This is a genomic window from Nonlabens marinus S1-08, from assembly GCF_000831385.1.
Classification (GTDB): domain Bacteria; phylum Bacteroidota; class Bacteroidia; order Flavobacteriales; family Flavobacteriaceae; genus Nonlabens; species Nonlabens marinus.
Genome location: NZ_AP014548.1, coordinates 1,274,692 through 1,300,685, shown reverse-complemented (window position 1 = coordinate 1,300,685; position 25,994 = coordinate 1,274,692). Strand labels below are relative to the sequence as shown.

Annotated in this window: 37 protein-coding genes; 22 read left to right on the top strand and 15 right to left on the bottom strand. The window is 36.9% G+C overall.

Annotated features, from left to right (window positions below; translation table 11 throughout):
* Window positions 1-16 precede the first annotated feature (16 nt).
* The 12 genes from NMS_RS06020 to NMS_RS05980 all read left to right on the top strand — a co-directional run bounded on the left by NMS_RS06020 (window position 17) and on the right by NMS_RS05980 (window position 7,009).
* Window positions 17-226, top strand: coding sequence for a hypothetical protein (locus tag NMS_RS06020; protein WP_041495899.1), 210 nt, complete (start codon window positions 17-19; stop codon window positions 224-226).
* A 43-nt stretch (window positions 227-269) separates the two neighbouring features.
* A complete protein-coding gene (locus tag NMS_RS06015) occupies window positions 270-1,070 on the top strand; it encodes a cation transporter (protein WP_041495898.1) in 801 nt (266 codons plus the stop codon).
* A gap of 85 nt (window positions 1,071-1,155) precedes the next feature.
* Entirely contained in the window at window positions 1,156-1,788 is a 633-nt protein-coding gene (locus tag NMS_RS06010) for a cation diffusion facilitator family transporter (RefSeq protein WP_041495897.1), read from the top strand.
* A gap of 88 nt (window positions 1,789-1,876) precedes the next feature.
* Window positions 1,877-2,050, top strand: coding sequence for a hypothetical protein (locus NMS_RS13980; RefSeq protein WP_173405819.1), 174 nt, complete (start codon window positions 1,877-1,879; stop codon window positions 2,048-2,050).
* A 30-nt stretch (window positions 2,051-2,080) separates the two neighbouring features.
* Complete coding sequence (locus NMS_RS13975) at window positions 2,081-2,257, top strand: DUF2188 domain-containing protein (RefSeq protein ID WP_173402308.1); 177 nt, start codon at window positions 2,081-2,083, stop codon at window positions 2,255-2,257.
* A gap of 24 nt (window positions 2,258-2,281) precedes the next feature.
* A complete protein-coding gene (locus NMS_RS13970) occupies window positions 2,282-2,440 on the top strand; it encodes a hypothetical protein (RefSeq protein ID WP_173405818.1) in 159 nt (52 codons plus the stop codon).
* A 103-nt stretch (window positions 2,441-2,543) separates the two neighbouring features.
* Window positions 2,544-3,200 (top strand): metal-dependent transcriptional regulator, encoded by a 657-nt coding sequence (locus tag NMS_RS06005; protein WP_041495896.1) that lies wholly within the window; start codon window positions 2,544-2,546, stop codon window positions 3,198-3,200.
* The gene (locus tag NMS_RS06000) at window positions 3,201-4,022 is read left to right on the top strand and encodes a ZIP family metal transporter (RefSeq protein WP_041495895.1); all 822 of its coding nucleotides are present in this window, start codon (window positions 3,201-3,203) and stop codon (window positions 4,020-4,022) included.
* 103 nt (window positions 4,023-4,125) lie between these two features.
* Entirely contained in the window at window positions 4,126-4,977 is an 852-nt protein-coding gene (locus NMS_RS05995) for an RteC domain-containing protein (protein ID WP_034260621.1), read from the top strand.
* A gap of 345 nt (window positions 4,978-5,322) precedes the next feature.
* Window positions 5,323-5,607 carry a helix-turn-helix domain-containing protein gene (locus NMS_RS05990; RefSeq protein ID WP_041495894.1) on the top strand — a complete coding sequence of 95 codons (285 nt, stop codon included), beginning with the start codon at window positions 5,323-5,325 and terminating at the stop codon, window positions 5,605-5,607.
* 3 nt (window positions 5,608-5,610) lie between these two features.
* Window positions 5,611-6,363 (top strand): hypothetical protein, encoded by a 753-nt coding sequence (locus tag NMS_RS05985; RefSeq protein ID WP_041495893.1) that lies wholly within the window; start codon window positions 5,611-5,613, stop codon window positions 6,361-6,363.
* Window positions 6,347-7,009, top strand: coding sequence for a P-loop NTPase family protein (locus NMS_RS05980; RefSeq protein WP_041495891.1), 663 nt, complete (start codon window positions 6,347-6,349; stop codon window positions 7,007-7,009). Before NMS_RS05985 ends, NMS_RS05980 begins: the two co-directional genes overlap by 17 nt.
* Before the next feature lie 24 nt (window positions 7,010-7,033).
* Here NMS_RS05980 and NMS_RS05975 read toward each other — a convergent pair whose 3' ends face one another.
* The 10 genes from NMS_RS05975 to NMS_RS05935 all read right to left on the bottom strand — a co-directional run bounded on the left by NMS_RS05975 (window position 7,034) and on the right by NMS_RS05935 (window position 12,428).
* Window positions 7,034-7,873 (bottom strand): NHL repeat-containing protein, encoded by an 840-nt coding sequence (locus NMS_RS05975; RefSeq protein ID WP_041495890.1) that lies wholly within the window; start codon window positions 7,871-7,873, stop codon window positions 7,034-7,036.
* Entirely contained in the window at window positions 7,863-8,219 is a 357-nt protein-coding gene (locus NMS_RS05970; RefSeq protein ID WP_052476766.1) for a heavy-metal-associated domain-containing protein, read from the bottom strand. Before NMS_RS05970 ends, NMS_RS05975 begins: the two co-directional genes overlap by 11 nt.
* Window positions 8,220-8,229: 10 nt before the next feature.
* Entirely contained in the window at window positions 8,230-9,003 is a 774-nt protein-coding gene (locus tag NMS_RS05965) for a transporter (protein ID WP_041495888.1), read from the bottom strand.
* 2 nt (window positions 9,004-9,005) lie between these two features.
* Entirely contained in the window at window positions 9,006-9,608 is a 603-nt protein-coding gene (locus tag NMS_RS05960; RefSeq protein ID WP_041495887.1) for a cation transporter, read from the bottom strand.
* Between the two features lie 2 nt (window positions 9,609-9,610).
* Window positions 9,611-9,880: a thioredoxin family protein gene (locus NMS_RS05955; RefSeq protein ID WP_041495886.1), complete on the bottom strand. Its 270-nt coding sequence runs from the start codon at window positions 9,878-9,880 to the stop codon at window positions 9,611-9,613.
* A 70-nt stretch (window positions 9,881-9,950) separates the two neighbouring features.
* Window positions 9,951-10,337, bottom strand: a complete 387-nt coding sequence (locus NMS_RS05950) for a metal-sensing transcriptional repressor (protein WP_041495885.1) — start codon at window positions 10,335-10,337, stop codon at window positions 9,951-9,953.
* A gap of 30 nt (window positions 10,338-10,367) precedes the next feature.
* Window positions 10,368-10,574 carry a GDCCVxC domain-containing (seleno)protein gene (locus NMS_RS14015; protein ID WP_084217628.1) on the bottom strand — a complete coding sequence of 69 codons (207 nt, stop codon included), beginning with the start codon at window positions 10,572-10,574 and terminating at the stop codon, window positions 10,368-10,370.
* Complete coding sequence (gene merTP / locus NMS_RS05945; RefSeq protein WP_052476764.1) at window positions 10,574-11,179, bottom strand: mercuric transport protein MerTP; 606 nt, start codon at window positions 11,177-11,179, stop codon at window positions 10,574-10,576. The genes NMS_RS14015 and merTP overlap by 1 nt, the downstream gene beginning before the upstream one ends.
* 10 nt (window positions 11,180-11,189) lie before the next feature.
* Entirely contained in the window at window positions 11,190-11,561 is a 372-nt protein-coding gene (locus tag NMS_RS05940) for an ArsR/SmtB family transcription factor (RefSeq protein ID WP_041495884.1), read from the bottom strand.
* A gap of 237 nt (window positions 11,562-11,798) precedes the next feature.
* On the bottom strand, window positions 11,799-12,428 hold the full coding sequence (locus NMS_RS05935) for an N-acetylmuramoyl-L-alanine amidase family protein (RefSeq protein WP_041497516.1): 630 nt from the start codon (window positions 12,426-12,428) through the stop codon (window positions 11,799-11,801).
* 189 nt (window positions 12,429-12,617) lie between these two features.
* Between NMS_RS05935 and NMS_RS05930 the strand changes: the two genes are divergently transcribed.
* From NMS_RS05930 to NMS_RS05890, 9 genes are read left to right on the top strand one after another with little or no spacing between them, the layout of a single operon-like run.
* Window positions 12,618-12,905: a hypothetical protein gene (locus NMS_RS05930; RefSeq protein ID WP_041495883.1), complete on the top strand. Its 288-nt coding sequence runs from the start codon at window positions 12,618-12,620 to the stop codon at window positions 12,903-12,905.
* On the top strand, window positions 12,906-13,190 hold the full coding sequence (locus tag NMS_RS05925; protein WP_041495882.1) for a hypothetical protein: 285 nt from the start codon (window positions 12,906-12,908) through the stop codon (window positions 13,188-13,190).
* Window positions 13,177-15,579 (top strand): TraG family conjugative transposon ATPase, encoded by a 2,403-nt coding sequence (locus NMS_RS05920; protein WP_041495881.1) that lies wholly within the window; start codon window positions 13,177-13,179, stop codon window positions 15,577-15,579. The genes NMS_RS05925 and NMS_RS05920 overlap by 14 nt, the downstream gene beginning before the upstream one ends.
* Before the next feature lie 25 nt (window positions 15,580-15,604).
* Window positions 15,605-16,171 (top strand): conjugal transfer protein, encoded by a 567-nt coding sequence (locus NMS_RS05915; RefSeq protein ID WP_148311410.1) that lies wholly within the window; start codon window positions 15,605-15,607, stop codon window positions 16,169-16,171.
* Between the two features lie 2 nt (window positions 16,172-16,173).
* On the top strand, window positions 16,174-17,016 hold the full coding sequence (locus NMS_RS05910; protein ID WP_041495880.1) for a hypothetical protein: 843 nt from the start codon (window positions 16,174-16,176) through the stop codon (window positions 17,014-17,016).
* Between the two features lie 20 nt (window positions 17,017-17,036).
* Window positions 17,037-17,651 (top strand): conjugal transfer protein TraK, encoded by a 615-nt coding sequence (locus NMS_RS05905; RefSeq protein WP_041495878.1) that lies wholly within the window; start codon window positions 17,037-17,039, stop codon window positions 17,649-17,651.
* A 30-nt stretch (window positions 17,652-17,681) separates the two neighbouring features.
* Window positions 17,682-18,611, top strand: coding sequence for a conjugative transposon protein TraM (gene traM, locus NMS_RS05900; RefSeq protein ID WP_041495877.1), 930 nt, complete (start codon window positions 17,682-17,684; stop codon window positions 18,609-18,611).
* Window positions 18,608-19,438 (top strand): DUF4138 domain-containing protein, encoded by an 831-nt coding sequence (locus NMS_RS05895; protein WP_041495876.1) that lies wholly within the window; start codon window positions 18,608-18,610, stop codon window positions 19,436-19,438. Before traM ends, NMS_RS05895 begins: the two co-directional genes overlap by 4 nt.
* A gap of 7 nt (window positions 19,439-19,445) precedes the next feature.
* Window positions 19,446-19,808, top strand: coding sequence for a hypothetical protein (locus NMS_RS05890; RefSeq protein WP_041495875.1), 363 nt, complete (start codon window positions 19,446-19,448; stop codon window positions 19,806-19,808).
* 33 nt (window positions 19,809-19,841) lie between these two features.
* On the opposite strand, the gene NMS_RS05885 is transcribed toward NMS_RS05890, so the two are convergent.
* From NMS_RS05885 to NMS_RS05875, 3 genes are read right to left on the bottom strand one after another with little or no spacing between them, the layout of a single operon-like run.
* Window positions 19,842-20,840: a hypothetical protein gene (locus tag NMS_RS05885; RefSeq protein ID WP_052476762.1), complete on the bottom strand. Its 999-nt coding sequence runs from the start codon at window positions 20,838-20,840 to the stop codon at window positions 19,842-19,844.
* 19 nt (window positions 20,841-20,859) lie between these two features.
* Complete coding sequence (locus NMS_RS05880; RefSeq protein ID WP_041495874.1) at window positions 20,860-22,110, bottom strand: type II toxin-antitoxin system HipA family toxin; 1,251 nt, start codon at window positions 22,108-22,110, stop codon at window positions 20,860-20,862.
* Window positions 22,111-22,115: 5 nt separating this feature from the next.
* Complete coding sequence (locus NMS_RS05875; RefSeq protein WP_041495873.1) at window positions 22,116-22,403, bottom strand: helix-turn-helix transcriptional regulator; 288 nt, start codon at window positions 22,401-22,403, stop codon at window positions 22,116-22,118.
* Window positions 22,404-22,474: 71 nt separating this feature from the next.
* Here NMS_RS05875 and NMS_RS05870 point away from each other — a divergent pair, with 71 nt between their 5' ends.
* Complete coding sequence (locus NMS_RS05870; RefSeq protein WP_041495872.1) at window positions 22,475-23,257, top strand: DUF2971 domain-containing protein; 783 nt, start codon at window positions 22,475-22,477, stop codon at window positions 23,255-23,257.
* Window positions 23,258-23,367: 110 nt separating this feature from the next.
* On the opposite strand, the gene NMS_RS05865 is transcribed toward NMS_RS05870, so the two are convergent.
* Both NMS_RS05865 and mobB read right to left on the bottom strand, forming a co-directional pair.
* Window positions 23,368-24,948: a type IV secretory system conjugative DNA transfer family protein gene (locus NMS_RS05865; protein WP_041495871.1), complete on the bottom strand. Its 1,581-nt coding sequence runs from the start codon at window positions 24,946-24,948 to the stop codon at window positions 23,368-23,370.
* A 5-nt stretch (window positions 24,949-24,953) separates the two neighbouring features.
* A complete protein-coding gene (mobB, locus tag NMS_RS05860) occupies window positions 24,954-25,985 on the bottom strand; it encodes a MobB family relaxase (protein ID WP_041495870.1) in 1,032 nt (343 codons plus the stop codon).
* Between the last annotated feature and the right edge of the window lie 9 nt (window positions 25,986-25,994).

Here is a 25,994-nt window from a genome sequence, read left to right as displayed (position 1 = left end):
TTATAAAAAAACGAAGATGAGGAAAATTCAAAAGCTAACCCAAGAAATCAACGAATTGACGGTAAGGATTGAACACGAATATCCCGAACTCTATCGCTATTTAGATGAGAATCCCATAACTATTCCCGTAGATGATGAAGCAAAACCGACCATTAAATCGTTCGCTGATTATTTGGAGAGCTTAAAATCGATTTTGGAAAAATATATGGAATCCCATAATAAGTAAAGATTTAAAACACCAAACTTAGAATTTAATACAGATTATTTAAATGTCCACTATAAACAAAAGCACTTTTAAGGTAAGTCAAATGGATTGCCCTTCCGAAGAACAGATGATACGGATGAAACTGGAGTCAAACCCTCAAATAAAATATCTGGACTTTGACATTCCAAATAGAAAGTTGGATGTGTACCATCAAGGGAATGCCCAAGAAATAAATGTGGCATTGGGGGCATTAAAGTTGGGAGAAAAACTCTTGGGAACAGAAAAGGCGGAAACACCTATTACCGAAGACGAGACAAAACAAAAGAAGATACTCTGGTGGGTCTTGTACATCAATTTTGGTTTTTTTGTTATCGAAATGACTACGGGTTGGATTTCTTCCTCAATGGGTCTTATTGCCGATTCGTTAGATATGTTGGCTGATTCCATTGTATATGCATTGAGCCTTTTTGCCGTAGGCGGCGCTATTTCCAGAAAAAAGAAAGTGGCGAAATTCAGTGGCTATTTTCAGATGGCGTTGGCCCTGCTGGGATTTTCGGAAGTCGTGAGAAGGTTTTTGAGTAGTAGCGAAACCCCTTTGTTCCAATGGATGATCATCGTTTCCATTTTCGCCCTTATCGGCAACCTCGTTTCCCTATGGTTGATAAACAAGGCCAAAAGCAAGGAAGCGCATATGCAGGCAAGTGCCATCTTTACCTCAAACGACATTATTGTGAACGGCGGGGTAATACTGGCAGGGGTGCTGGTTTATTTTTTAGACAGTAAATGGCCCGATTTGGTCATAGGCGGTGTTGTGTTCGCGTTTGTGATGCGCGGGGCTATTAGAATTTTAAAATTGTCCAAATAATTTAAATAAAACATTTGCAATGCATAAACTGATGAACATTCAACAGGTCGGAATTAAAAACCCAAGCTAAACACTAAAATTATTAATGGAAAAATCGAGAAAAAAGAATCTTAAAGAAGCAAGGACACTTCAAGTATGGAACGTCATTTATGACGTTACTGAAGTGGTCATTTCGCTAATTGCGGGAATCACAGCAAACAGTTCGGCACTTATTGGCTGGGCATTGGACAGCACCATAGAAGTAATTAGCGCAGCAACATTAGGCTGGCGCCTTCACGGTGAACTCAAAGGTATGGATGAGGAAAAGGTAAAGCGCCGAAAGAAAATCACATTGTATGTTATTGCGGCATCCTTTACGTTGGTATGCCTTTTCATTTCCTACGATTCAATCACAAAGCTCATCAATCAAGAAACATCAAATTGGAGTACTTTGGGGTTAATTATTTTGCTTGTTTCATTGGTAGTTAATCCTATTTTAATCTATTACAAAAGGAAATATGGGAATAAACTTGACAGTCCAGCATTGCTGGCCGATGCCAAAGACACTTTTATTTGCCTATATCAAACCGTAGTGGTACTTGCTGGATTGCTATTGGTCAATTGGCTGGGCTGGTGGTGGGCAGACCCTGTTGCAGCGTTATTAATTGTGCCCTATGCGGCAAAAGAAGGTTGGGAAGCATACAATAAAGCTAAAGATATAAACTATAACGCCGAGTAAAAAAAGACCAAAATGGAAAGAAGAACTCTAAGTGTATCGCACCAGTTTGCTGGTAATGGTTTTTTTCGTGTTGAAACTTTTTTGATAGATGAAAAAGGAACTTTTTAAAGATTGCTCGATGAGGCTCAATATGCTGGATGGAAACATCCACAAATTGGTCGTAAAGTATGCTGAAGAATATTATACAACAAACCAATGTTCCAAGGAGGAAGCCCCTGAACGCGGCATTGTAAAAGCAGAGATGGGAATTAGAAAAAATTAATCATTTTAACTAAAACAATTCAATAATCAGATGGACTGGATGTTTGAAGACTTTAAAACAGATTTGGATAAACTCAATCCAACTGTAAGAGAAAAAGCTATAGAAATTGCGAATAAATTAATTGAACAGGATCATTTTTCTAAAGAAAAGGCTATAACGGAAGCAATCGTGCGAGCTGAAGAGTGGTTTTATGATTTAGGAGGATAAATAACAAAAAAAATTAAAATACTTATGTCCATTAAAAGAAGAGAAAGAAGAAAGAAGAAAAAAAAGAAATCTAAAAGCAATATTAGTAAAAAAGAGAAAATTATAGGAATTTTTGCTTTAATCGCTGTATTTGCCGCTGCCATTCTTTTTTACTTTTTTGTTCTTATCAACCATCATCATTAAATAAAACATAATCTATATCTAAATATCAATGGGTTATGTTTCGCATTATACATAGTTTAATTGTTAATTGATTTAAAATAAATGGCTTAAAATAACTATTAAAATGACCAACTCGGAAGAGAACCATATAAAAGCTATTTTTCATTTAAGCGAAGAGGGAATTAAAATCGCATCGACAAATGAAATTGCAAAGCGGATGAACACAAGGCCGTCCTCTGTAACTGATATGATTAAGAAGTTATCAAAGAAAGGTTTGGTCAATCACAAAAAATATAAAGGAACTTTTTTAACAACGAAAGGGAAAAAAAGAGCACTTCAGATTGTGAGAAAACATAGATTGTGGGAAACATTTATGGTTGAAAAGCTCAAATTTAATTGGGACGAGGTTCACGAAATTGCAGAACAATTAGAACATATAAATAGCGAAAAATTAATTAATAAGCTTGATGAATTTCTAGGTTTTCCAAAAGTTGACCCTCACGGCGACACTATACCCAAACGGGATGGTTCGTATGAAAAACAAGAAAAAATACGTTTAAGCGAATTACCTATTGGTAATGTTGGGGTTTGTGTTGGTTTAGGAGATTCTTCAACAGCTTTTTTCAGGTTTTTGGACAAATATAAAATTGCCTTGGGTAGTACAATTAAAGTATTGAGCAAAGAAGAATTCGACAAATCAATGGACATTTCCATTTCGGGCAAAAGTTTTCATATATCACATCAAATTGCGTATAACCTATACATTAATATCAAACATTAAATGGAATATATAATAGATTATTTTGAATCTATCAACCCCATTGTAGCAGCACTCTATGCAACCTTATTTACGTGGGGATTAACCACGGCTGGTGCTTCGCTGGTTTTTTTATTTAAAGGTATGAATCGTGCAATTTTGGATGGAATGTTAGGATTTACTGGAGGTGTAATGGTAGCCGCAAGTTTTTGGAGCTTGTTGGCACCAGGAATTGAAATGAGTCCCGGAGAAGGGTTCGTTAAGGTATGGCCTTCAGCAATTGGATTCTTTTTAGGTTCACTTTTTATTTTTGGATTAGATAAAATTCTTCCTCATTTGCACATCAATTTTAAAGAAAGTGAAAAAGAAGGTTTACAAACATCTTGGCGCAGAACTACGCTTTTAACATTAGCAATAACGATGCATAATATACCTGAGGGCCTAGCAATTGGTGTACTGTTTGGTGGGGTCTCTGCTGGGTTTGAAGGTGCAAGTATTGGGGGTGCAGTAGCTTTAGCATTAGGTATAGGCCTGCAAAATTTTCCTGAAGGCTTTGCTGTTGCTATGCCATTAAGAAGACAGGGATTAAGCCGACGAAAAAGCTTTATGTTTGGGCAAGCTTCTGCCATTGTAGAACCATTTGCTGCTGTTATAGGGGCCTGGGCAGTTTCAACCTTTCAGCCCATTTTGCCTTATGCTCTCTCTTTTGCTGCGGGTGCAATGATTTTTGTGGTAATTGAAGAGGTAATTCCAGAAACACAACGGGATAACTATACTGATATTGCTACAATGGGTTTTATAGGCGGTTTCATTATAATGATGGCATTGGATGTTGGTCTAGCGTGAAACAGTAAAAGTATTGAGAGAGATGATTGTATAATCTATTGATTTTTAATCCCGAATTATAATTTTGAGATGGGTTTGATAATTAATTAAAACCATTAAAAAATTGAGAAAAAAAGTAAATAAGATTTTAAATAAATATAAAGAAGAAATACAAACAATTGAAGAATCTAATCTTAGCGATTTTAACAATGTAGAAAAAGGAATTTCGATTTCAAGAAAATACTTGCAGAAATTACGTGTATGTGTCAGGGAAAATGAATTCATCAATCAAAAAAACGAAATAATCTTTTTTAAAAAACACAAACCCTATGTTTATAGTAGATTGAAATTTTATGTGAAACTATATAACTTCTTAATAAATAGACCTGCTGGAACCATAAAATCTCAACAGGAATTTATTGATTCAGAGATAAATAGTTTACAAGAAAGCAATAGACGCAATATCGATTTTATAAAATACTATAGAGAGGACTCTGAGCTTTTGGATGAATTTTATTTTCTAAGAGGAAACGACAAAATAAGTTTGGTTTCTAATACCTCTCATTTTTATACAGATGCGGAATTTTCAACAAGCCACGATAATGCAATTGCTAAAATTATGGCCTATGACCTGCTTATAAGTCATTATGTTGAAGAATTGCACAATTTGAGAGGCTTATCCTATGGCATACCAAACAAACTAAATACTTTATCAAACGGTGAACGATTAGGCTGGACAGCTTCAAAAACAGATTTGATTGAATTGATTTATGCCCTACAAGCATCTGGTGCAATTAAAAGTGGTACAGCTGGAATTAAAGAAATGGCATCAGCTTGCGAAGAGATTTTTGACCTTAATCTTGGAAACGTATATAGAACCTTTCTTGAAATAAGAGAACGGAAAATTGACCAAACAAAATTTATAGATAGACTAAAAGCAACATTGTTAAGGCGAATGGAAGAAACGGACGGGTAATCTTCTTTCGTAGAGAATGTTAAATTTTTACCCTACTTGGGTATGACTTGGGAAAAAATAAAATTAATTTTAGTTATCATCATTTGACATAGATGATTTAAAGAACGACCCCTAAATCAAACCAATTTAAACCATTGAAAATGAGCATATAAAATCACCCAACTTGGGTGCAACTTGGGAATAAAATTCAATAAATCTATTCAAATTTGTAGAACGAAAGTCAAATCGACAGATTCACGAACACTTATTTATTAAAATATTTTAGTGCGTGAGCTAAATCAGGTCAGGGGCTATCAATTAAAAGTATGAACCCAGATAGTCCCTTTCTATTAAAACCGTTCTATTATGCCGACAAGTATTATTACCACAGACGACCTTCGGGAATTCAAAATGGAATTGCTCGATGACATCAAAAAACTACTTACCAGACAAGCCAGCGGGAAACTAAAAAAATACCTCAAATCTTCTGAGGTTATGGACTTATTGCAAGTCAGTCCGGGCACTTTGCAAAATCTTCGTATTAATGGCACCTTGCCTTATACCAAAGTAGGTGGGATTATCTATTACGATACAGAGGAAATACAAAAAGTGATGGATGCCAACCGTGTGCATCACGGTCTAAATTCTTAAGCGATGAACTATATAAAGCTACTTAATGCGGCTTTTTCAACCTTCTATTTTGATGACCGCCTAAATCCTACCCATATCAGTTTGTATATGGCGCTGTTCCAAGAATGGAACAGCTCTCGGTTTATGAACGAATTCTATGTAAACCGAAGGGAACTGATGCGCGTTGCCAAGATTGGTTCAAAATCAACATACCATAGATGCATTGTGGAATTAGATTCTTGGCAGTACCTATCCTATTTCCCATCAAACAATCCATACAAAGGCAGCAAAATCAAGATGGCCATTATTGGGACAAGTGATGAACCAGTTGTGGGACAGTACAATCCCATTTTAGAACAGCTTGCGGAACAGTACCACCCCAGAGGTGTACCGCTTGAGGGACACCACCATCCCAAAAACGGACAAGTTGTGTACCAACACCGTCCCATAGATGGACAAGTATTGGTATCTAATACAAACAATAACAAACAAGAAAACAATATAAAACAGCCAAAGGGCAGGCAGGCCGTTATTTTATTTTTTGAAGAAAAAGGTTTTGATGCTGATGAAGGAAAAAAATTCTACGCCTATTACGCAGACAGAGAATGGAAAACGAGCGACGGAAAACCGATACGGGATTGGCGCTCATTGGCCACAAACTGGATGGATAGAACTGAGCTTTTCGAAGAAGAAAACAAATCAAACAAAAAAGAAGTGTCCCAAATCAAGGACAACTTGCGAACCACTAAAAACAAAGACTATGGACAACCCCTCTAAAATTATCGAAGGTGGCGTGGAATATTCGCTGGGAAAATTTGATGGCAAAAGCGTCCTATACGATTTTCCAAAAATTCTGATTTACCTGAATGCCAAAGGCAAACTATTGTTTGGTAAAAAGTTTAGAATTTACGATGAGGATAAGGATATTCTACTGAAGCTCTGTTCTTACTTCATCAAGGACAAGGAAAATTGTAATACCTACGGAATTGATATTGACAAAGGCATTTTACTTTCTGGACCGGTAGGTTGTGGAAAGACCAGTTTGATGAAATTATTACGCCATTTGGTTCCCTTGCAACGCCCTTATGAAATGATTCCCTGCCGCAACGTAACATTTAGCTTCAACCATTTAGGATTTAAAACAGTTGAGGAATATGGTAACACCAAATTCTATTGTTTTGACGATTTAGGCGTGGAACCTTCTGGTAGGTTCTACGGAAAGGATCTGAATGTGATGGGCGAAGTGCTCTTATCTCGATATGAACTCTATCTTGACACGAAACGCAAAGTTAAGACCCACGCCACGACCAACCTTAATGCCGAAGAATTGGAAGTGCGTTATGGTAACCGTGTCCGAAGTAGAATGCGAGAGCTCTTTAATTTGATTGCTTTTGATACAAAGGCTGGGGATAAGCGGAAATAAATAGATTATATTTTAATAGGCAAATTATTTATCAAAGACTGAAATTGAACTTCCTTTATAATTTACAACATACATTTTATCATTGGCAGTTTCAATATCTGTTGGGTGATTGAATTTCTCAGTAAGAATTTGTAAAAGTTTACCGTTTAAATCGTAAACCAAAACTCGGTTACCTTCAAAATCGGCAACAAGAACTTGTGAACCTGTTACTTTTACACCTGTTGCGACCTTAATGCCTTCTTTCCATCCAATCATTCTAACGTAGTTCCCTTTTAAATCAAAGACTTGAACACGATTGTTATAAGCATCTGCAACGTAGATTAAATCATTGCTTATTTGTATATCAGTTGGATAGTATAATTCGCCATCGTTATGACCTTCCTTTCCTATAACCGTTACTTTATCATCTTGCTGTAAAATGATTCGATTATTATAAAAATCAGCAACGGCAGCAGTTTTTCCATCAATGCTCACACCAGCAATAGCATCTGGCTTTTCCTTTAGTTTATAGGTTGAAACCTTTCCATCTTCAAGAATTTTTAAGCTGTCTGATGTGTATTCGGGAATATAGATTTTGTCTTTTTGAATCGCGATGTGCATTGGACGTTGAAAACCATCAAATGACTCAATGATTTTTCCATCAAGGTCAATTTTTACGATACGGTTATTGTCCACATCTGAAAGCCACAAGAAATTTTCCTGCGCCACAATACCTATAGGGTTAACGTTATTTAAATCGATACTCTTTACAAATTTCCACTGCGCACCAATTTCTGTCTTTTGTTCTTGCTTTCCTCTACAAGAAAAAAGAAATATCGTTCCTAAAAAAGCTGCTATTAGTATGAATACAACTTTATTTTTCATCTTTTTTCATCTTAAATGGTGTTGAAGAAAAAGTTATTTCTTTAGGGGTAAAACCAGCGTCTTTAACGATTTTCTGTAATTCTTCTTCAGTTGGTTGTTGGTCTTTTGAAACACTCATCGTTGCTTCGCCTTCTTCTAATTCGATAAGCACATCTTTAGACCCTGCTTGCACAAGTTTTTTTTCTAAACCATAGGCGCAAAAAGGACAGGAAAGCCCGTCAACTTCTATTTTAATATAGGTCTTGTCTGTTTCGCTTTTAGACTGTGCATTTACATTTGTAGTAGACAATAAAAAAGTCGCGAATGCAAATAGTGTAATTATTCCTGTTCTTAATAAGGTTTTCATAATAAAGGTTTTAAAAAATTAATATTCGTGTACCAAGAGTTAATACATAGTTTGTTTTTTGAGCTTCAGGTACTTCTTCAACTATTGGAATTTGTAGACCAGCTTCAAACAATGCTGTTTTACTGGTAATCCATTGTATTCCACCCGAAGCCAAAACAGTATTACCATTTACATCAGTAAAAAAATTTCCATTAATTCCAATATTCAAGTTCAGTTGATTTGGTGGATATTTTTGTGGTAAAAGCGGATAAACAAAAGCAGCATTGTAAATCAAATTATCTGGTAATCCATTTGACGTTATATTATAACCAACCTGACCGTAAATGCCATATTTTAAGGTTACATAACCCGTTACTAAACTTAATTGTGACTGCCAAGAATCACTTCCAATTGATGGTGTACTGTTTGTTTTTCCTGTAGGAAACACTTGGTCTAATTTTGCTATAATTCTAAATGTCTTGGCTTTTCCATCTTTTTGATAAAGCTGCTGTTTGAGGAAGAAAGTAAGGTCGCCAAAACCAGAAACAGATTCAAAATTATCAGCATTAATATTTATAAATCTTCCTGCAATTCCTATTTGAGTTTTGCTTCCTAAATTATAAGGTATTGCTAAAGGTTGAACATAAACTGTTGCATTTTCTTTTACTATAAACCTGCCAAAAGTTCTCATTCCTCCGCCATCCAGACCCAGTAAAATTGGTGTTTCCGTATAAATTGGTGGACCTTGGGCAAATACCGATGTTGTTGCAAGTACACCTATTAATATCATTATCAGTCTATTCATTTTTACTTTTTTTTGATTACATATCCCTTTGATAAAATCACTTCCTTTATGTTATTGATGTTAGTTTTGCTCGAATCAAATTCAATTACTGAAACACCTTTTTCAAAGGATGTTTTGATTTGTATTACACCATCAATTTTATTCACAGCATTATTTATGTTTGTTTCACAGCTTTGACATACCATTCCTTCAATATCTAACTTTACAGATTGAATGTCTCTTTGGTTTGCAATCACTACTTCATTCCCTTCTGTTTGATTAAATATTTGGGGGTAATATGAAACCAATGTCATTGTAACCACAAACACAGCAACCAGCCAAACATAGATTTTTGATTTAAAAAATGATGGTTTATCAGTTTCACAGTTGCCGCAACCAAGCTTATTCTTTTTATAGACTTGATAAAAAGCAACTCCCAATGACAAAAAAGCAATTGCCAACAAATAAGGTTTTAAGGCAATGAGCCAAGAGAAATACACCGAGCTACCACTCATACCTGCAACTCCTGTCAACAGTAGAGGTCCCCAACAGCAAAGCTTTAAAGAAACTGCTGAAAATACAGCAGTTCCCAAAGATGCTTTTTTGTTCAATTTAACGATGGCCATACCTAACAGCTTCCTATTCCTGCATTAGTCAAATCATCTTTTGTTATTTCGATGTTTGTACAGCAGTCTAATAGTTTTCCGTTAACAGCAATTGCAGGAACTCTTTTAACTCCATATTCCTTCATTTTTGAAATACAGATTTTACTTTCGCATTGCTCGGATAGATTATGAAGTGTGATTTCGCAGTCTTTTCCAGCTGTCTCTTTTACCAATTGTACCACGGGCTCGCATACTGGGCATACTGCCGTAAAAATTTCAATTTGTCGTTTCATCTTATTTTGAAGTTTAAATTAATAATGGAACAAAGATGAGCACGGCAGGTAGGGGGTAACCTAATTTTTTTTAATCTTTTTTTTCGTTGTAGTCTTTTAACCTGTTTTCTATAGTTTGGATTTCTTTCAGTTTATCTGTCAAGTCAGACAATTCCAAGTTAGGAAATTCACGTTTTAAATATTCAATTTTATCTTCATTGCCACAATTTCCAGGACAAGAGTCAACTGCCTTTACGATTCCAATGGCGAGTGCCTTACGATACACTTCATCCAACAGTAAGTACTGTGCCTTTTGAATTCCTTTATCTATGGATTTAAATTGAATATTAACTTGTTCAGGGTCTTTTCCTTCATCAAGCATTTTTACGATTCCATTTATCTGACCGCTTAATGTTTTTAGTCTGGTTTTTATATCTGAAATCAAGTCAGATGGTAATTTATGTGGTTCTGTTTTCATTTTCAAAAGGGTTAAATTATCACACTTTTATTAACAACAACTTTTATTTTCCTGTATCGGTGGACAAGGTACAGATCCATAAGAGCAATAAACGCAACAATCCCCTTCGTTTGGTTTTAGAACCGTTTTACAGTTCTCACACTTGTAAAAGAATTGACAGGCGTTTGTTGGCATATTTTCTACTTTCTTATTTCCGCAGTTGGGGCAGGTAATTTCAGATTTTAATATAGTTTCCATTAGTTTTCCTTTTTGTCGGTTACCTTATAGCCTGTTGAGTTAATTGCGTTCTCGATTTCCGTTTCATTCGTTTTGGTTTGGTCAAATTCAATGATGGCATTCCCATTTTCGTAGGAAACTTTTGAGGCAACAATTCCGTCGAGCTTGTTTACTTCGTGGTTGACGTGCTCTTCACAACCTGCACAAGTCATCCCTTTGATATCAAAATTTACCGTATGGATATTGGATTGATTGACTATAACCACTTCTTTCTTGTTATCCGGATAAAAAGTGTGAGCGTAATATGGAAAACTTATGGATATAGCCGCAAATAGCGTAATACCAATTAAAAAACCTTTAGTTTGAAACCACTTTGGCTTTGCATCTACTTCACAACAATCCTCTGCTTTTTTCGGTTTTAGATAATCATACCACGCATAACCAATTGCTATGACAGCTATACCAATTAAATAGGGTCTAAAGGGGTCCATCCAAGATAAAGCGGATGCACTTCCCCCAACGCCAGCTATTAATGCAATAACTGGTGGTATGCAACAAGATGATGCAGCTACAGCAGCAAACAAACCTGTATAAGCTGCATTTTTCGATGTTTTTACGGTACTCATTATTAAAAATTTATGCTGTTTTTCTTTTTAATTTAATTGACTTAAAAATACTATCCAGAATATCCGTCTCATCTTCGTTCAATGAATAGTATAAGGTTTGCCCTTCTCGCCTTGAGCTTATAATATCTGCATCTTTCATTTTTCGTATATGCTGTGAAACCGCGGGAACACTCATACCTAAAATGTCGGATAAATCACAAGGGCACAGTTCTTTTTCCATATTTAAGAGGAATAGAATTTTTAAACGTACCTCATTACCTGAAATGGACAGTAGTTTTGTTATTTTACTAAAATCATTGGTCATACCATCAATGACAGTTTTGCAGTTTAGCAACTGCTTATGGTCAGCTTCAGCTCTCGTACAAGAAATTTCCATTTTCATAATAACTATTTAGACGAACAAAGGTATAATTAATTACGTATTTAAGCAAATACTTAAATATAAATATTGTTTTATCATAGTTCTAAGTATAGTTGTATCAACTATAACCGCTGATGCTATGCTTTAATGATTTAACTTCTGAACGATTTATACAACAGAATCACTTCAGAAATAAATTGTACTACAATGGCTTTCAGGCTCTTTGTCAATTCTAAAAAAATGTCTTTCATAATACTATTAATCTTGAAGGGATTGCAAAACTGTCAATGCGATACTTTGGATGTTATTGGAATCTGAAATATACTTGCCTTCATCCTCATTACTCAAAAATCCCAATTCCAAAAGAAGCGAGGGACAATCATTAATAGTTTCCCGAAGCACTTGAAAGTTGGCAAACTTTACACCTCTACTTTCATATCCCAATTTTTTATTTAGTGCAGCTTGTAGCTGAAATGCAAGCCAAGTGGCATCATTAGAATATTTGGATGTTGCACCTGCCACATAAACTTCAATCCCTCGCGCATTTGGATTATCCGAATGATTGCAATGCAAGGACACAAACAAATCAGCTTTAAGGACTTTGGCCAACTTCGTTCTATCCGATAAAGAAATGAGGTTATCGGTGTACCTTGTCAAATAAATGTCCAAAGGCTTATCTAATTTAATATTTAGCTTTAAAATTGCACTTGCAATCTTGAGCGCAACATCCTTTTCTTGGATGCCATTTATACCGATTGCACCCGAATCTTTTCCACCGTGTCCAACATCAATTACAATTCGTTTTTGAGTACTCGTTTCCTGTCCGAAAACGATGCACATTTTCAAAAGCAAAAAGACAAAACTGACGTTTTTGAGCACTTTTTTCATTTTCAATTTTCGGGTTATCAACAACTTCACTTGAAAATTCCATAGCATTTGATACCAAATAATAGCAACGGAATTCAAACAAAACCAAATAATATTTTATTCACAAATATTTGATTTTCAAGTATTTATATTCAAATATATGTAAATTTCCCATAACGAAAACAACACAAAAATTTAAACTGTTACGTTATGAAAAAATCACTCTATTTAGCATCCATTCTTTCGCTATTATCCACTTCGCTATTTGCTCAAATTGGTGGCATTGAAGATTCTGTTAACGATGTGGGCGATACTATAAGAACCGTATTTCCAATTTTGTTAGGTGTCATCTTCTTGGTAGGCTTCCTTTTTAATGCAGGACACTTCTTTGGCGAAAATGCTGACCTTAAAAAAGGGATTACCCGAGTTCTCGTCTTTGTTTTGATTGCAGGCGCAGTAGTCGGCATCTTCACTTACCTCATAGGAATTGTTGTATAGATGAAGCGGTTCGAGGTCTATAAAAACATCAGGAAAAGGGCAGTCATTTTTGGCTTGCCCATTTCCCTGTTTGCCTTAATGATGGTTTCCATACTCGCATCCCTTTTGGTCATTATTTTCTCTTTCAGCTTCGGGATAATTATAGGTGTACTGGTTTTTAATGCTGGGCTTTACGTGGCATTGACGAGAATAACCCATAACCCACAGCTATTTCAAACTGCCAATGCATTCCCTAAAATTATCAGCAACAAAAGAAATTCAGGTTTCAACTATGAACAAGATTAACCTTTCTAAATATCAACCCATTGTAGATATTCAGGACAATATCGTCTTTGCCAATAATGGCAATGTCGTTTTGTGTTATGAAGGGAATTTGCCAGAAATCTATTCCTTATCTGAAAAGGATTTTGAGGATATGCACGGTGCTTGGTTTCAGGCACTGAAATCATTGCCTGTGGGAACGGTGGTTCACAAACAGGATATCTACCTCAAGAAATCCTATACTTCAGAACAGCTTCCTAAGACAACTTTTCTAGAAAAAGCAACCCACGAGCATTTTAAAGGACGTGGACATATAGAACATAAATGCTATCTCTTCTTCATACTGACCAAGAACAAGGCACTTAATAATTCAAAATATGTCAACCCGTTCCGGAAGGTTTCAAAGGGAATCGTGCAAGAACTGGATGACAACGTTAAGAGCTTTGTGAATTCAGTTAGTGACTCTGTTTCCTTCATCAACAATAGCCGAAAGATGGAATTTGTTTCGCTTAAAGCGGAAGAGATTCAAAAGCTTACAAATGGCTATTTCAATGGTTTCAACGAAGGTTTTGACACGGACATCATATTAGAAAAGAAAAGCGTCAATATTGGCGAAAACCATTTTGATGCCCTGGCCATCAATAGCGAACTGTGCTTTGGCGAAAGTGTACAGAGTAGCAAGACCAATGAGAAATTCACTTCTGACGATTTTGTGTTTCATCAAGGGTTTATTGATGGTTTTGGGCTTACGCTTAATGAAAATCATATTGTTAATCAGATTCTCTATCTCGACGACAAACAAAAGTGGCGCAAATTGCTGGATAAGAAAATTGAAGAACTGAACAAAAGTTCAAATTTCGGTTCGCAGAACAAAGTAGTGCTTGGAAAGATTCAGCACATCCTGGATCAAATCAATGCCGATGATAATGCCAGAATAATTCGTGGGCATTTAAACATTGTGTATTGGTCTAAAGATGCCAAAGAACTCGATAAAATAACATCAAAGATAAAGACAGAATTTAAGGAACTCGACATTATCCCATACTATCCACGAGGTGAGGAACGAAAAAACTATATCCTAAATAGCTACTGCTGTTTTTCTTCTAATTTCTCGAATAACGATTTATATGTAACGGATTTAAAGCACGCACTTTGCCTATTCATCAATAACACCAATTACAAGTCCGATGCAACCGGAATCATCTTTAATGACCGCGAACACAACATTCCCGTTCTAAAGGATGTCTGGGACGAGCGCAAGAAACGCATCAAAGCACGGAACTTTGCCATTTTTGCACCAACAGGTGAAGGCAAATCCTTTTTGGCCAATAACATTCTGCGCCAATATTTTGAAAGTGGCGTTCGCTTGGTCATTATCGACTTGGGCGGGTCCTACACCAAGTTTGCCAAACTCTATCCTGAAAAATATAAGGTGCTGCGCTATGAAAGCGGAAAAAATCTTGGTATCAATCCATTTTATATCAGCAATGCAAATGACCTCACACCCGAACGTTTGGAAGACCTGTCAGTTTTCCTATTTGAGCTGTTCGCATCGGACTTGAAAGTTACCAAAGCACAATCGGTTTCCGTTAAAAAGATACTGCGCCATTATTATGACAGCACTTCAGAAAACCACTCTTTGGATGGCTTTTACAGCTTTATAGAAAGGAATCAGAAAGACCTTCTGAGCACCCTTAAAATCCATCCCGACTATTTCAATGTTACGAGCTTCTTGCACGTAATGTCCGAATATGTCGGCGATGGTCTATATAGCTTTCTGTTTGAGGTGAGCGAAGACCAAACCTATAAAATCGAGGACAAACGATTGATTGTTTTTGAATTGGACGAAGTGAAGGACAACAAGGAAATTCTGTCCGTAATGTTGAAGCTGATTAAGTCAGCTATCCAAAGAACGATTTGGAAGAACCGAGCTGAAAAAGGCATCATCCTTTTCGATGAGTTTGCAAAACAGTTGAAGTTTGAAAACGTTTTGGAAAGTGTCGAGTTCTACTATCAAGCCATCCGAAAACAGAACGGTGCGATTGGGATTATCCTGCAATCTATAAATCAACTACCGAATAATTCAACTTCCGCAAGTATTCTGGAAAACACCCAAGTCATTTATAGCCTCAACAACGAAAAAGGCTATGACGAATTGGTCAAAAGACTCAATCTGTCCAGCCACGACCTGAACCAGTTAAAATCTATTAAGAATAACCTTTCCGGACCACGGAAGTACACCGAGATGTTCATCAAAATAGGTAGGGAAAGCAACATTTTCCGTCTCGAAGTTCCGAAGGAAGTATATGCCGCTTACCTCACAGACGGTAAGGAAAATGAGGAAATAATAAAGCTCTACAACGAGCATCAGGATATGCAAAAAGCAATCATTCAATTCACATCTAAAATATAATATTATGAAGACAAAAATCAAAACAATGTTATTCGGGCTAATCTTAGCGATTTCCCTTTTAATGCCGAAAGATGCTTCCGCTCAAGGAATGCCAGTTTATGACAACACCAACTTTATCAGTTTGGTAAAACAGCTATTGGAATCCGGTAAACAGACGGCAGAAATGATTAAGTCCGTCAAATTCTTGAAGGATGCCAAAGAAGCCATCGAAAAAGTATCGAGCGTTGTCCAACAGCTTAGAGCGGTTGAGGAAATCGCACAGAACAATCAACGCCTTATCAATGTAATGCAGAATGACCTTCAGTATATTCTCAACTCGCCCTATATCAAACCCGAGGAAATTGATAGGGTTGTGGCCTCATTTGAAACCATTGTCCAAAATTCATTGGACACAGTGGACTTTATAGACGAAGTCCTCTCAAGCGATTACCTAAAAATGAGTGATGCCGAACGTGCCGAAATCCTAAAGGCAAAGGAACTGGAATCCAAACAAATGGTGTCCAACATCACTACGAAAACGAAACGCTATCGTGATATTATTTCTTTCAGAAAGATGCAAGATAAAGTCAATAACCGCGAAACAGAATATTAAGGATGACCGCGACCATCATTTTAGGGATAGGATTGGAATACATCGATACGGTGTTCCAGACCATACAAGCCAGCGACTTTTCGCAATACACCATTGCAGGAATGAAAACGCTCGCTGTCCTGTTTTTCTTGGTCAATATCCTTAAAAAGTACAATGAAGGGATTGCGGCCAAAGATGGTTACACTTGGGGATTGAGTCCGGGTGAACTGGCAAAGAATTTTGCCATTGTCCTTTTGGTCATATTTTCAACGCAGGTGTTGGGATTCTTTGATGGGATATTGGTAGCCATCGAGGGACAATATAGGGGCACCGCACCTGCATTACTTCCATTGCAAATGCAGGACATTCCCATTGAAGAAGACGTTAGCATCATTGAAGTTGCGCAAGCAGCTATGACGCTCTTATATGAAGCTTTAGTAACACCACTTTACGGATTCAAAATATTTGCATTTATCATTAGCCTTTTTCTCTGGATATTGGATTTGTTCATCTATCCGTTATTCTTGGCAGAGCGTTTTTTCCTTTTGGGAATAATGCAAGCGTTCTTCCCGTTGGTCATTAGTTTGGCAGTATTTGAAAAATTCCGTTCGCTCGCCTATACCTTCTTTAAATTGTACGCTGCCGTTTATATGCTCGTACCAGCCTTCTTTCTGGTCAATGTGTTTATCAATGCCCTTTATACTGAAATCAATACGAACTTTTGGACCAATTTATTCGGTACCGATGTTGGAAGTGGATTCTTCGCACCTGTCGTTCAATTGGGTTCTGTTGGCTTTATCGTCTTCCTAAAATTCAAATTGTACAGACGTGCCACGTCCTTTACGCTCAGACTGTTTACTGCTTAAGGCAGATTAAAAATAAAATTATGAAAACACCTTACAAGAATATTTATAACGTCCTAAAATTAAATCGGTTTATCGTTTTGGCAGTCGTTTTATGTGCCTTATTGTCCAGCACCTTTTCAGTTTGGATGGTATTCAACACCAATCAAAAGGCACTCAATAGTGCATTTGCGATTAATACCGATGGCAGTATTATTCCGCTGAAGCTCGTTACCCAAAAAGAGAATTTCAGGGTAGAAGCTTTGGCACATTTAGATCTGTTCCACAATTACTTCTATAATATCGATGCCAGCAATTATGAACGGAATTTGGAAAAGGCGCTTTGGTTGGGTAATAGTTCCGTGGACAATCTGTACCGTCAGAAAAAAGCGGATGGTGTCTATAATCGGTTACTACAATATTCGCTCGTTCAAAAAGTATTGAGTATTGATTCAAAAATTTCAGAAAGCAATGGCACGTACAGTTTCACTACCACGACCATTTTTGAAATAAATAGAGGCTCAATCATCGATACCTACGAACTGGTTTCCACCGGAAACCTGATTATGGTGGACCGAAACTTTCCCAACAATCCCCACGGACTTTTAATTACGAATTACTTCGAAAACACCTTAAAAAAATTAAATGATGATAGTTGAGCCGATAATCGGCATTTAAAAACCACGATTATGAAAGTAGAAAAGAACAAAATAGTATTTGCAGCAGTATTGGCTGTTATTTTCATATTCCTTATTTCCTATTCCGTAATGGTAATGGGCGATGATGATAGCGAGAACGAAAGCTTACAACAGACTTTAGTGCCTGATTTAGAAGAAAACCAAAAAGAATACGAGTCCAAGCTCGATGCGATTAACGACCTCAAGGAAGTGCGTGAAACCAACGCGCCCAGCATCTATGATGAAAAGCTAATTGATTCCCTGGGCTTTTACGACCCAGATTTACCGCAACGTGAAAAAGAACGCATTGTTGACAGTATCTATGATGCTGGCAAGATTAAGTATTCCGAAAAGCGGTATCAAAATTTAGGGCAAAGGCGAGCTGTTCAACAAACAGCACCAAAGGTGGATTCAGCTGAAGTTAAAAGAGCTCAAAAAATCGAATCTAAAGAATTGGGTCTGGAACATCAACTGTTCTTTGCGGCTTCGCCCAAGCCCAATGAAGTTTCAATTATTGGCAATACAGATGAAACGATTTACGTGGTCGTGGATGGCGACCAAATTGTTCAAGCCAATACCCGATTGCGGATGCGCCTTACCAAAGCTGCTACCATAAATGGCAAACTGATGCCAAAGAACACACCCATTTTCGGCTTTATCAGCTTTCAACCCAATCGTGCCTTAATTGAAATTGAAAACATAAAGCACCATCCCACAAAGCTTAAAGCCTACGATTTGCAAGACGGTAGCGAGGGCATCTATGTTGAGAACAACTTTAGAGAAGAAGCTACGAGAGAGGTGCTCGATGATGTTATTGGTGATATAAATATCCCGAGTGTCCCACAAGTTGGCGGACTTACCCAAGTTTTCAGGCGCTCTAACCGAAGGGTAAAAGTAACCGTCCTGAACAATTACAGATTAATTCTAAAACCAAAGTTATGAAAGTGACAATTTCCATATTAACCGTATTTATTTTCGCTTTCGCGAAAGCGCAAACAACTATAAAATTAGATACCATATATGCCAACGATACCAAGAATGTTGCACTATTCTTTCCAGAACCTATTCGGCAAGGCATAACCGGTTCAGATAATTTCGTCTTTACCTATAACCGTGAGAAAGAACAGTATTTCGGCCTATTACAAGCCAAGCCTGGGAAGGAAAGTAATTTACTGGTAGTCAACCGAAATGGCTCAATTTTTTCGTATATTGTAAGGTATAAAAAACAGCTTTCTAAGCTCAATTATTTCATTCCAGCATCAAATAGTATCGGGAATGAAAAACCGATTGTAACTGATTCAATTCTTGCTGAATCCTCTGAAGAACGTGTAGATAACAGAACCTATTATTACCAAAAATTCTGCTCGTATCTGCTCAATAGAAAACAGCGTATAGGTCGAATCAAAAAGCGAAATGAAGGCATTGTTTTGAGCGTTGAGAATATCGTTTTTGATAAAGAAGAGCTCTATTTCGTTATCCAGATCGAGAATAATTCTACCTTGGATTACGATTTGAATTTCTTGAACCTTTCGATTGAAACACGACAAAAGGGAAAAAGAAAGTCATTGCAACGTCTTTATCAAGAGCCGATTTACAAACATAATCTGCCTTCAAAAATTGTAGAAAGTGAAACGGTACGATTCGTTTATGTGTTGCCCAAGTTTTCATTATCAAATGACCGTAGGGCAATTTTAGAACTGAATGAAAAGGACGGCGAACGAAATATTGAAATGAAACTATCGCATAGATATATTAATAACCCAAATTAATACTGTTATGAAAAAAATCGTCATTTGCTCACTCGTACTTCTTTTCATTTCCTGTTCAGAAAACAAGAATATGTCGCCTTCAGAAACTGCCAAGATTGTTGCGGAAAGCTTCTTCTCAAAAGATGAGTCAGTTCTAAAAAAACATACCACATCAGAAGGGTATGCCAGTTTGATTACTGTTCAAAATATGATGCCTGATTCTGATAAAGACATTGAGGTAGAAATTTTAGATGAGGCTGTAGATGGGGAAACTGGTTGGGTAAAATATACCACCTCTTATGATGGGAAGTCTGGTGTTTTCAAATTGGTAAAGGAAAATAGTCAATGGAAAGTCACGAATAAAGGTCCGAGAGAAAAAGGCCCTTTTTGAAATTAAACGGTAATAAATTTTATTGCAACATTATTAGTTGGCTGTTTTTTCGGCTCTTAATAATGGTTCAATCCATTTATGCATTTCATAAATGTCATTAAATTCTGGGAATGGATTTTCATCCCAAGGACTGTTCATTAAATACGCATCAAAGAAAGCATCTGTACTTCTTCTTGGATGATGCCACAAATAACTTTCCTTTAGGTTTTTGATAACAGAGTAGTGATGGCTATGAATGAAATCATACCAAATATCCTCAATTTCTTCTTCGGATTTAATGTCAATAATTTCCAATTCGTAGAAATTACGTGACTTATTTTCCATTGATGCATCCAACATAAGTTTCTTTGCATCAATATCCGAAACTGGTGCACTATAACCAAAAATTGTTACGTATAGTGATATTTTAAAGTAAGCTCTTAGCATTTGCCACTCGTCGTTAATGGATGCGTTGGAACTATAATTCTTTTTCTCGACCGGGTAGAGCAATTTCATATCCGAATATGGCTTTCGACAACGATGACAGATGATGTTATATTTGAAACCTTTTATATTGCAGGTATTGCACACACCTACCGCTACGTTTCCGTGAAGAAATGCAACATTCGGCAAATTTTCTATAGATGAATGCCTTCTCATCGTTTTAAGTAATAGCGGATCCCAATTAAATGTAGCAATGAGGTCTTTTTTCCTAAGGCTTAGTATCAGATAATCATACAGCGTAGGTTTATCAGGGATTTCCATATCGTAGAAGTACTCATATACCTTTTTGTCAATTGAAGTTTTTGCAAGCATTAAAGAATTATCATTTGCTAGCTTGCTATATAGTTTTTCAAAATCAGAGGTTAGATTTTCGTATTGCTTTGGGATGAATTGATGTAAATCTAATTTATCAACCAATGAATTCATCAGAGGAAGTTTAACCCCATTTTTATCGCCATTTGGGAATGAAGCTAAGCTTGCACCAGCACCCAATAGGACTAGGTGTGGCATTTTTTTATCGGGTAAGGCGCTTTTTTTTGCTTTGCTCAAATTTTACTTATTTTTAGTCTTAATACCTAAAAGCCCCTTCCATCAATTCTACCTCACTTCTTTTTATTCCTACTTCTTCGGCAATATATTTCCAATTTTTGACAACTGTTAATACTTCAGAAAGTATAGTTACCATTTCGCTTTCGCTTAAACGAAAATATTCGCCAACACTTTTAGCCAAATCAAAGTTTAAAGCATTATCATCCATATCTATATTTAGCGATAAACCATCTTTTTCTATGGATGGGTTTAGGTCGTAGGCAGGCGATAATATCCATCCCTTATCGGTTAATATAAAACCGTGATTTCGCAAATGGTCATCCGTGTTGGAAATGGCTATATTAAAAACGATGCGTCGCCAAAGCTGATGCAAATTGGCTTCTACATCTGCACCATAATTTTCTATAAATTCTACGATTTCGAGATAACTAGGTGCAGACTCTTTTATGATATCTTCGGTATTTCCGGTCATCGTCATAGCGGATGCAAAGTGAATGCGTTTTCCATTGTTCCTATCGAACCGTCTTGTTAAGAATGTGTGATACTGACCGCTAATCTTCTCTATTTTAGAATCTGCCATTTCTATACCCGACGCAGTAGCTAATTGATAGGCTAAAAATTCCCAAGCAGCTTTGTCAACTGTATCTGTTTTTGACGGAAATTTGGCAATCCATAGATTTCCTTGGGTATCAAAAATGTTAGCTTTTGGTCTGGCACCACCTAATGAAGAACCTGGCGCAATCAGTACTGCAATCCATTTTCGTATATCATCATTTTGTTCGTCACTTTCTAACTGTTTGACGGCTTCTTGTAAATCGCCCAATGATGACCAAGGTGGTGTTGGCGTTCTATCATCATTATCTAAAAAAGGACCTTCCAGTTCGGTTTTAAAACGCAACGCACCCATCCTACTTTCGTCAAAAACCCCAAGTAAATAATCTATTTCATAGAGTGTACGAGCCTTTTCATTATTTGTTCTAGCATCTTGGACAGCCCTACGTTTCATTAAAGTCTTACCCCAAGTGTCTGGCATACTATCTAAAAAGATTCCAAAATTCTCTTTGTTGGTTGGATATTGCGGACCAGAATAAAAATCGATGTCTGGGTCTAACAATCTCTGTGCATCGGTTTTTAACCAGTCTTTATCATACTCAAAACTGAAGGCTTTCTTACCCTTGGCAAAATGTGCCGATAAGATTCCTATTAGCGTAGGTTCTTCAAGGCCGACCCAATCTGCAAATACGTATATGTCAAATTTTCCTCGTGCCATTGCTCTTATAATAAATCTAGGTCTTGTAGCTTTCTTCCAAATTCATCATCCACAGCCAACTTTTTAAAATCATCTTCTAGATTGAGCACTCTGAACACATTAAAATAAGAGCCTATGGCAACCGCCGGGTCGCCTTTTTCGATTCGATACAATGTAGTCCGATTGATACCTGCACGTTCAGAAACCTGCTCTGTCGTAAGCTTTCTTCGCTTTCGCGAAAGCTTTATATTTTCGCCCAATTGCTCAAAAATCTTTTGATATTTTGGTAGAAGAACTGTTTTCTTAGAATTCATTATGTTGCATATTTACCACAAAATTACTATTTTTGTTGATAATATACAACATTTTACATAATTTCAGGTTTATGCTCAATATTTTTAATCAAGACCACGACTTAGCTATACCGATGGGAATACCACACGTATTTCGATTCCGTCCACCCAACGAAAATACCTTAAGCGAGCTTAAAGAGAATTATATTTGGTTTTCAGATAGGGACTCACTTAACGATGAATTGGATTCCAATCCTGAATTTGTAAAACTTTCAACAAATCCAGAAGAAGTCAAATTACTTTACAATACAATAGCAGAAAATATACTTGATCCGCAAGTCAAGGCCTATTACGATGAAAATATGACTGAAGAAAAGCTTCAGGAATTTGCCGCTACCAAGATAAAACCCTTTGTATCTAGCTTTGGTATTGCTTGTTTTACGATGTACCCTATGAACGAAGACTTATGGAAAATCTATTCAAGAAACGACAAAGGGGTCTGCCTTCATTTTGATAGTAGTGCCGACCCGACTTTTTTTCATAACATACTTCCTGTCCATTATGTTTCCGAAATAAAGGAAAGAGAATACAGCGCCATTTCCCAGCCTAATCATATCATTGACTTGTTCTACAAAAAAACAGAAAAATGGGCTTATGAAAAAGAGCTTCGGCTTCTAAAAGAAAGAACGGGAAGGGTCAAGTATAAGCCTTCCTCTTTGTTAAACGTGCTCGTGGGTTATAATGCTGAACCAAGCTTTGTTGGGGATGTTGTAAATGCTGTAAAAGAAAACTACGATAGCGTAAAGGTTTTTCAAGTCACCGAGCCTGTGTCGATAGGAAAACTTTCATATAGACCGTTATACATTCCAAAATAAAATTTCATATAATCGACACCCAATTTGACCACCTATTACACCACCCATTACACCACCTATTAGACCACCTATTAGACCACCTATTAGACCACCTATTAGACCACCTAAATTTATCCAAATATCGACCGCACTTCATCATAAACCCGCTCAAAATTGGCATTTATATCAGCACTTGAATATTGCTTAGATTCTTTTGGTAGTTGCCTGTTGATTTTTGATAGTTTGAATTGCACTTTCTTGTCCTTCCCATCAGCGTAGGTAATGAATTCACCTTGCTTTAATCTAAAGAAAATATCAGCCCTAATCTTTGGTATTTCCTTTTCGCCCGTGGTAATGCGAGTATCAAAATCGAGGTTATGACCACGACTTATACTCTTGGTTGGATCCTTAATAATTTCAAAAAAGCGTTCATAATATTTGGCGGTATCTGGGTCGTTGACCTTTCCGAAAAACTGGTAGGATAAATTGCTTAATATGGCTTTACTGGCTTTATCGCCATACATCATATCATTTTGGATTTTGTCCTGCATAACGTAAATCGTGGCAATGTCATAACTTCTAAGTGTTGCCGGAATACGGTGCATATTCAATAAACGAATCGTTGGCGCTTCTTCCATCAGCAGAAAAGATGGTTTTGAACTACGCACACTCATCTGTTTTGTGATGGTGTGGATAATGGTAGCAATAACAGGCGAATATGATGTTTCGAATTTCGGGTTATTGACTATTGAAATGACCGCTGGATTTTCCTCATTATTTATATTGAGTGGCACTTCATCTGCGGATAACGCCATAAAAATGCGTTGTGTACTAATTCGTTTCAACGCATTGGCCAATGTGCTTTTTACACCAGCCGTCTGCCTGTCAGAATCCTTGCCACTTATAAAAGCATCTGCCATAGCTCTTGATGTAGTATTGGTTTCCAAGAACTGGATAAGGCTGTCCGTGTCCAGATATTGGTAAATAGCAATTAAATGAGGAAGTGTACAGAATTGTGGATAGGTGGTTTTAAGTTTCCAAATCAACCCACCAATCAAACCTTCAGCTGCATCATTGAAAAATTTTGTTGTGCCGGTCGTACCACTTTCTCTTTGCTCTAATAGGTTCTCGATTAATACCCGCGACACTTCGTTTACGCTTTCCTCGTTCTCTAAATAGCGTGGTGCAATAGGATTTACCCTGTGGATGATTTTATCAAAGGAAATGACCTTAAACGGGATATCACTATCCTTGAAAAGTGGATATGCCATTTCGGTCAGTTCAAAATCCTTATAGTCGTGGATAATTCCGCAAAACCCTTCTTTCCAGAAGTGTTTCAAAAATCCATACACAACGCTTTCGGTCTTTCCACTTCCGGCAGAACCGATGATGGATGCACCACGTTTGATGTTATCCAGTTTGAAATTGCCCTTAGTGGTGGCAAAGCTGACCTGATATTTGCTATCGCCATTTGTCGGCTTGTCAGTTTTATGCAGGAACACATACATTCCTATGTTAATTAATATGAGAGGGCAAACCAGATAGAGAGAAATCAGAATCAGTCGGTTTTCCTCGTTCAAATAAAATACCATCGCACCAAGCACGAGAAAATTAATGATGAATGCATACCGACTTATCCGAAAAATTGCATAGAAAATACAACTGGCCAGACCAATAATTGAAAGTGTTGTTATGAGGTTATCTATTTGCATAACGATTAGATTCCTATGGAACTTGATTTGATGGCCACTTCGGCACCACGTCTTAACCGTTTAAGAACCCGCAGTGCAATCTGTGTTTGACTAACTGGAATATTTGGCACTATCGGCAATCCTGTTTTTGCTATCATTTTAAAAGCCAAGGCTTTTTCGTTAGCTGGTAGTTTCATCAAGGCAGCGAAATAGAGATTGGGATTCTTCACAAAATCTTTTCGAGCTTTGTAGGTTTCGGCAAAGTTTCGTTTATAGCCAAAAGTCTTATCGAATGTTTTTTCTGCTCTTTCAAAAAACTTGTCTCGGTCAAATCCCCGTTTTACGGTTTCCCCATTCAACTTTACATCAGATGCTTTGTATTTGCTTCCCGGCGATAAACTGAATCTATTGGACGCATCCTTACGGCTCACGATAATATGGATGTGGCTTTGGTTTCCATCTTTTTGCATTCCCTGGACAATCCGTTTTCCATTTTGCTGTTGGGGCGCTTGGCGTTCCAGTTTGGCGATTTCCTTTTTCATCTTTTTAATATTTCCTTCTGCTCGTCCATCTTGAATATTTCGGATTTCATTTTTCAGCTGAAGTATTTTTGTTGCGAAAGGTTGGTTCTCTTTTACCTGAAAATCTGTTCCCTTAAAGGTGCGTTGATGCTCTATTTTTGCATAGTACTTTATATCATCGATTTTAACCGGTCGCCCTTTGATTTCCCTATTGAATGAAGCCACATAATCTTTCATCAGCTCTTTGGTGTATCGTTTTAAATCTTGGCTACTGTTCTGAAGTTTTTGCAATTCATATTTTGAAGGGCTAACAGTAATTGAATAGAATCTTGGTTCGTGTTTTTCCAATTTTGCGGTATTACCATCGATTTCCCTGATGACTTCCTCAGCAGAAATCTCATCGCCATATTGATTGAAAAAATGTTCCATATCCTGTTGTTCCAAACCTTGATTTTCTTTCTCTAAATACCCAACAAAATCTGCCGAACTTTTGGAAAAATTACCGCCCATCTTTTGGGGTGTTATTGTGATGTACATAGCTCGAAT

What these genes read in the sequence shown, in the direction of transcription:
- NMS_RS06020 (WP_041495899.1), top strand. Translation starts at nt 17, where the DNA reads ATGAGGAAAATTCAAAAGCTAACCCAAGAAATCAACGAATTGACGGTA.
- NMS_RS06015 (WP_041495898.1), top strand. Translation starts at nt 270, where the DNA reads ATGTCCACTATAAACAAAAGCACTTTTAAGGTAAGTCAAATGGATTGC.
- NMS_RS06010 (WP_041495897.1), top strand. Translation starts at nt 1,156, where the DNA reads ATGGAAAAATCGAGAAAAAAGAATCTTAAAGAAGCAAGGACACTTCAA.
- NMS_RS13980 (WP_173405819.1), top strand. Translation starts at nt 1,877, where the DNA reads ATGAAAAAGGAACTTTTTAAAGATTGCTCGATGAGGCTCAATATGCTG.
- NMS_RS13975 (WP_173402308.1), top strand. Translation starts at nt 2,081, where the DNA reads ATGGACTGGATGTTTGAAGACTTTAAAACAGATTTGGATAAACTCAAT.
- NMS_RS13970 (WP_173405818.1), top strand. Translation starts at nt 2,282, where the DNA reads ATGTCCATTAAAAGAAGAGAAAGAAGAAAGAAGAAAAAAAAGAAATCT.
- NMS_RS06005 (WP_041495896.1), top strand. Translation starts at nt 2,544, where the DNA reads ATGACCAACTCGGAAGAGAACCATATAAAAGCTATTTTTCATTTAAGC.
- NMS_RS06000 (WP_041495895.1), top strand. Translation starts at nt 3,201, where the DNA reads ATGGAATATATAATAGATTATTTTGAATCTATCAACCCCATTGTAGCA.
- NMS_RS05990 (WP_041495894.1), top strand. Translation starts at nt 5,323, where the DNA reads ATGCCGACAAGTATTATTACCACAGACGACCTTCGGGAATTCAAAATG.
- NMS_RS05985 (WP_041495893.1), top strand. Translation starts at nt 5,611, where the DNA reads ATGAACTATATAAAGCTACTTAATGCGGCTTTTTCAACCTTCTATTTT.
- NMS_RS05980 (WP_041495891.1), top strand. Translation starts at nt 6,347, where the DNA reads ATGGACAACCCCTCTAAAATTATCGAAGGTGGCGTGGAATATTCGCTG.
- NMS_RS05975 (WP_041495890.1), bottom strand. Translation starts at nt 7,873, where the DNA reads ATGAAAAATAAAGTTGTATTCATACTAATAGCAGCTTTTTTAGGAACG.
- NMS_RS05970 (WP_052476766.1), bottom strand. Translation starts at nt 8,219, where the DNA reads ATGAAAACCTTATTAAGAACAGGAATAATTACACTATTTGCATTCGCG.
- NMS_RS05965 (WP_041495888.1), bottom strand. Translation starts at nt 9,003, where the DNA reads ATGAATAGACTGATAATGATATTAATAGGTGTACTTGCAACAACATCG.
- NMS_RS05960 (WP_041495887.1), bottom strand. Translation starts at nt 9,608, where the DNA reads ATGGCCATCGTTAAATTGAACAAAAAAGCATCTTTGGGAACTGCTGTA.
- NMS_RS05955 (WP_041495886.1), bottom strand. Translation starts at nt 9,880, where the DNA reads ATGAAACGACAAATTGAAATTTTTACGGCAGTATGCCCAGTATGCGAG.
- NMS_RS05950 (WP_041495885.1), bottom strand. Translation starts at nt 10,337, where the DNA reads ATGAAAACAGAACCACATAAATTACCATCTGACTTGATTTCAGATATA.
- NMS_RS14015 (WP_084217628.1), bottom strand. Translation starts at nt 10,574, where the DNA reads ATGGAAACTATATTAAAATCTGAAATTACCTGCCCCAACTGCGGAAAT.
- merTP (WP_052476764.1), bottom strand. Translation starts at nt 11,179, where the DNA reads ATGAGTACCGTAAAAACATCGAAAAATGCAGCTTATACAGGTTTGTTT.
- NMS_RS05940 (WP_041495884.1), bottom strand. Translation starts at nt 11,561, where the DNA reads ATGAAAATGGAAATTTCTTGTACGAGAGCTGAAGCTGACCATAAGCAG.
- NMS_RS05935 (WP_041497516.1), bottom strand. Translation starts at nt 12,428, where the DNA reads ATGAAAAAAGTGCTCAAAAACGTCAGTTTTGTCTTTTTGCTTTTGAAA.
- NMS_RS05930 (WP_041495883.1), top strand. Translation starts at nt 12,618, where the DNA reads ATGAAAAAATCACTCTATTTAGCATCCATTCTTTCGCTATTATCCACT.
- NMS_RS05925 (WP_041495882.1), top strand. Translation starts at nt 12,906, where the DNA reads ATGAAGCGGTTCGAGGTCTATAAAAACATCAGGAAAAGGGCAGTCATT.
- NMS_RS05920 (WP_041495881.1), top strand. Translation starts at nt 13,177, where the DNA reads ATGAACAAGATTAACCTTTCTAAATATCAACCCATTGTAGATATTCAG.
- NMS_RS05915 (WP_148311410.1), top strand. Translation starts at nt 15,605, where the DNA reads ATGTTATTCGGGCTAATCTTAGCGATTTCCCTTTTAATGCCGAAAGAT.
- NMS_RS05910 (WP_041495880.1), top strand. Translation starts at nt 16,174, where the DNA reads ATGACCGCGACCATCATTTTAGGGATAGGATTGGAATACATCGATACG.
- NMS_RS05905 (WP_041495878.1), top strand. Translation starts at nt 17,037, where the DNA reads ATGAAAACACCTTACAAGAATATTTATAACGTCCTAAAATTAAATCGG.
- traM (WP_041495877.1), top strand. Translation starts at nt 17,682, where the DNA reads ATGAAAGTAGAAAAGAACAAAATAGTATTTGCAGCAGTATTGGCTGTT.
- NMS_RS05895 (WP_041495876.1), top strand. Translation starts at nt 18,608, where the DNA reads ATGAAAGTGACAATTTCCATATTAACCGTATTTATTTTCGCTTTCGCG.
- NMS_RS05890 (WP_041495875.1), top strand. Translation starts at nt 19,446, where the DNA reads ATGAAAAAAATCGTCATTTGCTCACTCGTACTTCTTTTCATTTCCTGT.
- NMS_RS05880 (WP_041495874.1), bottom strand. Translation starts at nt 22,110, where the DNA reads ATGGCACGAGGAAAATTTGACATATACGTATTTGCAGATTGGGTCGGC.
- NMS_RS05875 (WP_041495873.1), bottom strand. Translation starts at nt 22,403, where the DNA reads ATGAATTCTAAGAAAACAGTTCTTCTACCAAAATATCAAAAGATTTTT.
- NMS_RS05870 (WP_041495872.1), top strand. Translation starts at nt 22,475, where the DNA reads ATGCTCAATATTTTTAATCAAGACCACGACTTAGCTATACCGATGGGA.
- NMS_RS05865 (WP_041495871.1), bottom strand. Translation starts at nt 24,948, where the DNA reads ATGCAAATAGATAACCTCATAACAACACTTTCAATTATTGGTCTGGCC.
- mobB (WP_041495870.1), bottom strand. Translation starts at nt 25,985, where the DNA reads ATGTACATCACAATAACACCCCAAAAGATGGGCGGTAATTTTTCCAAA.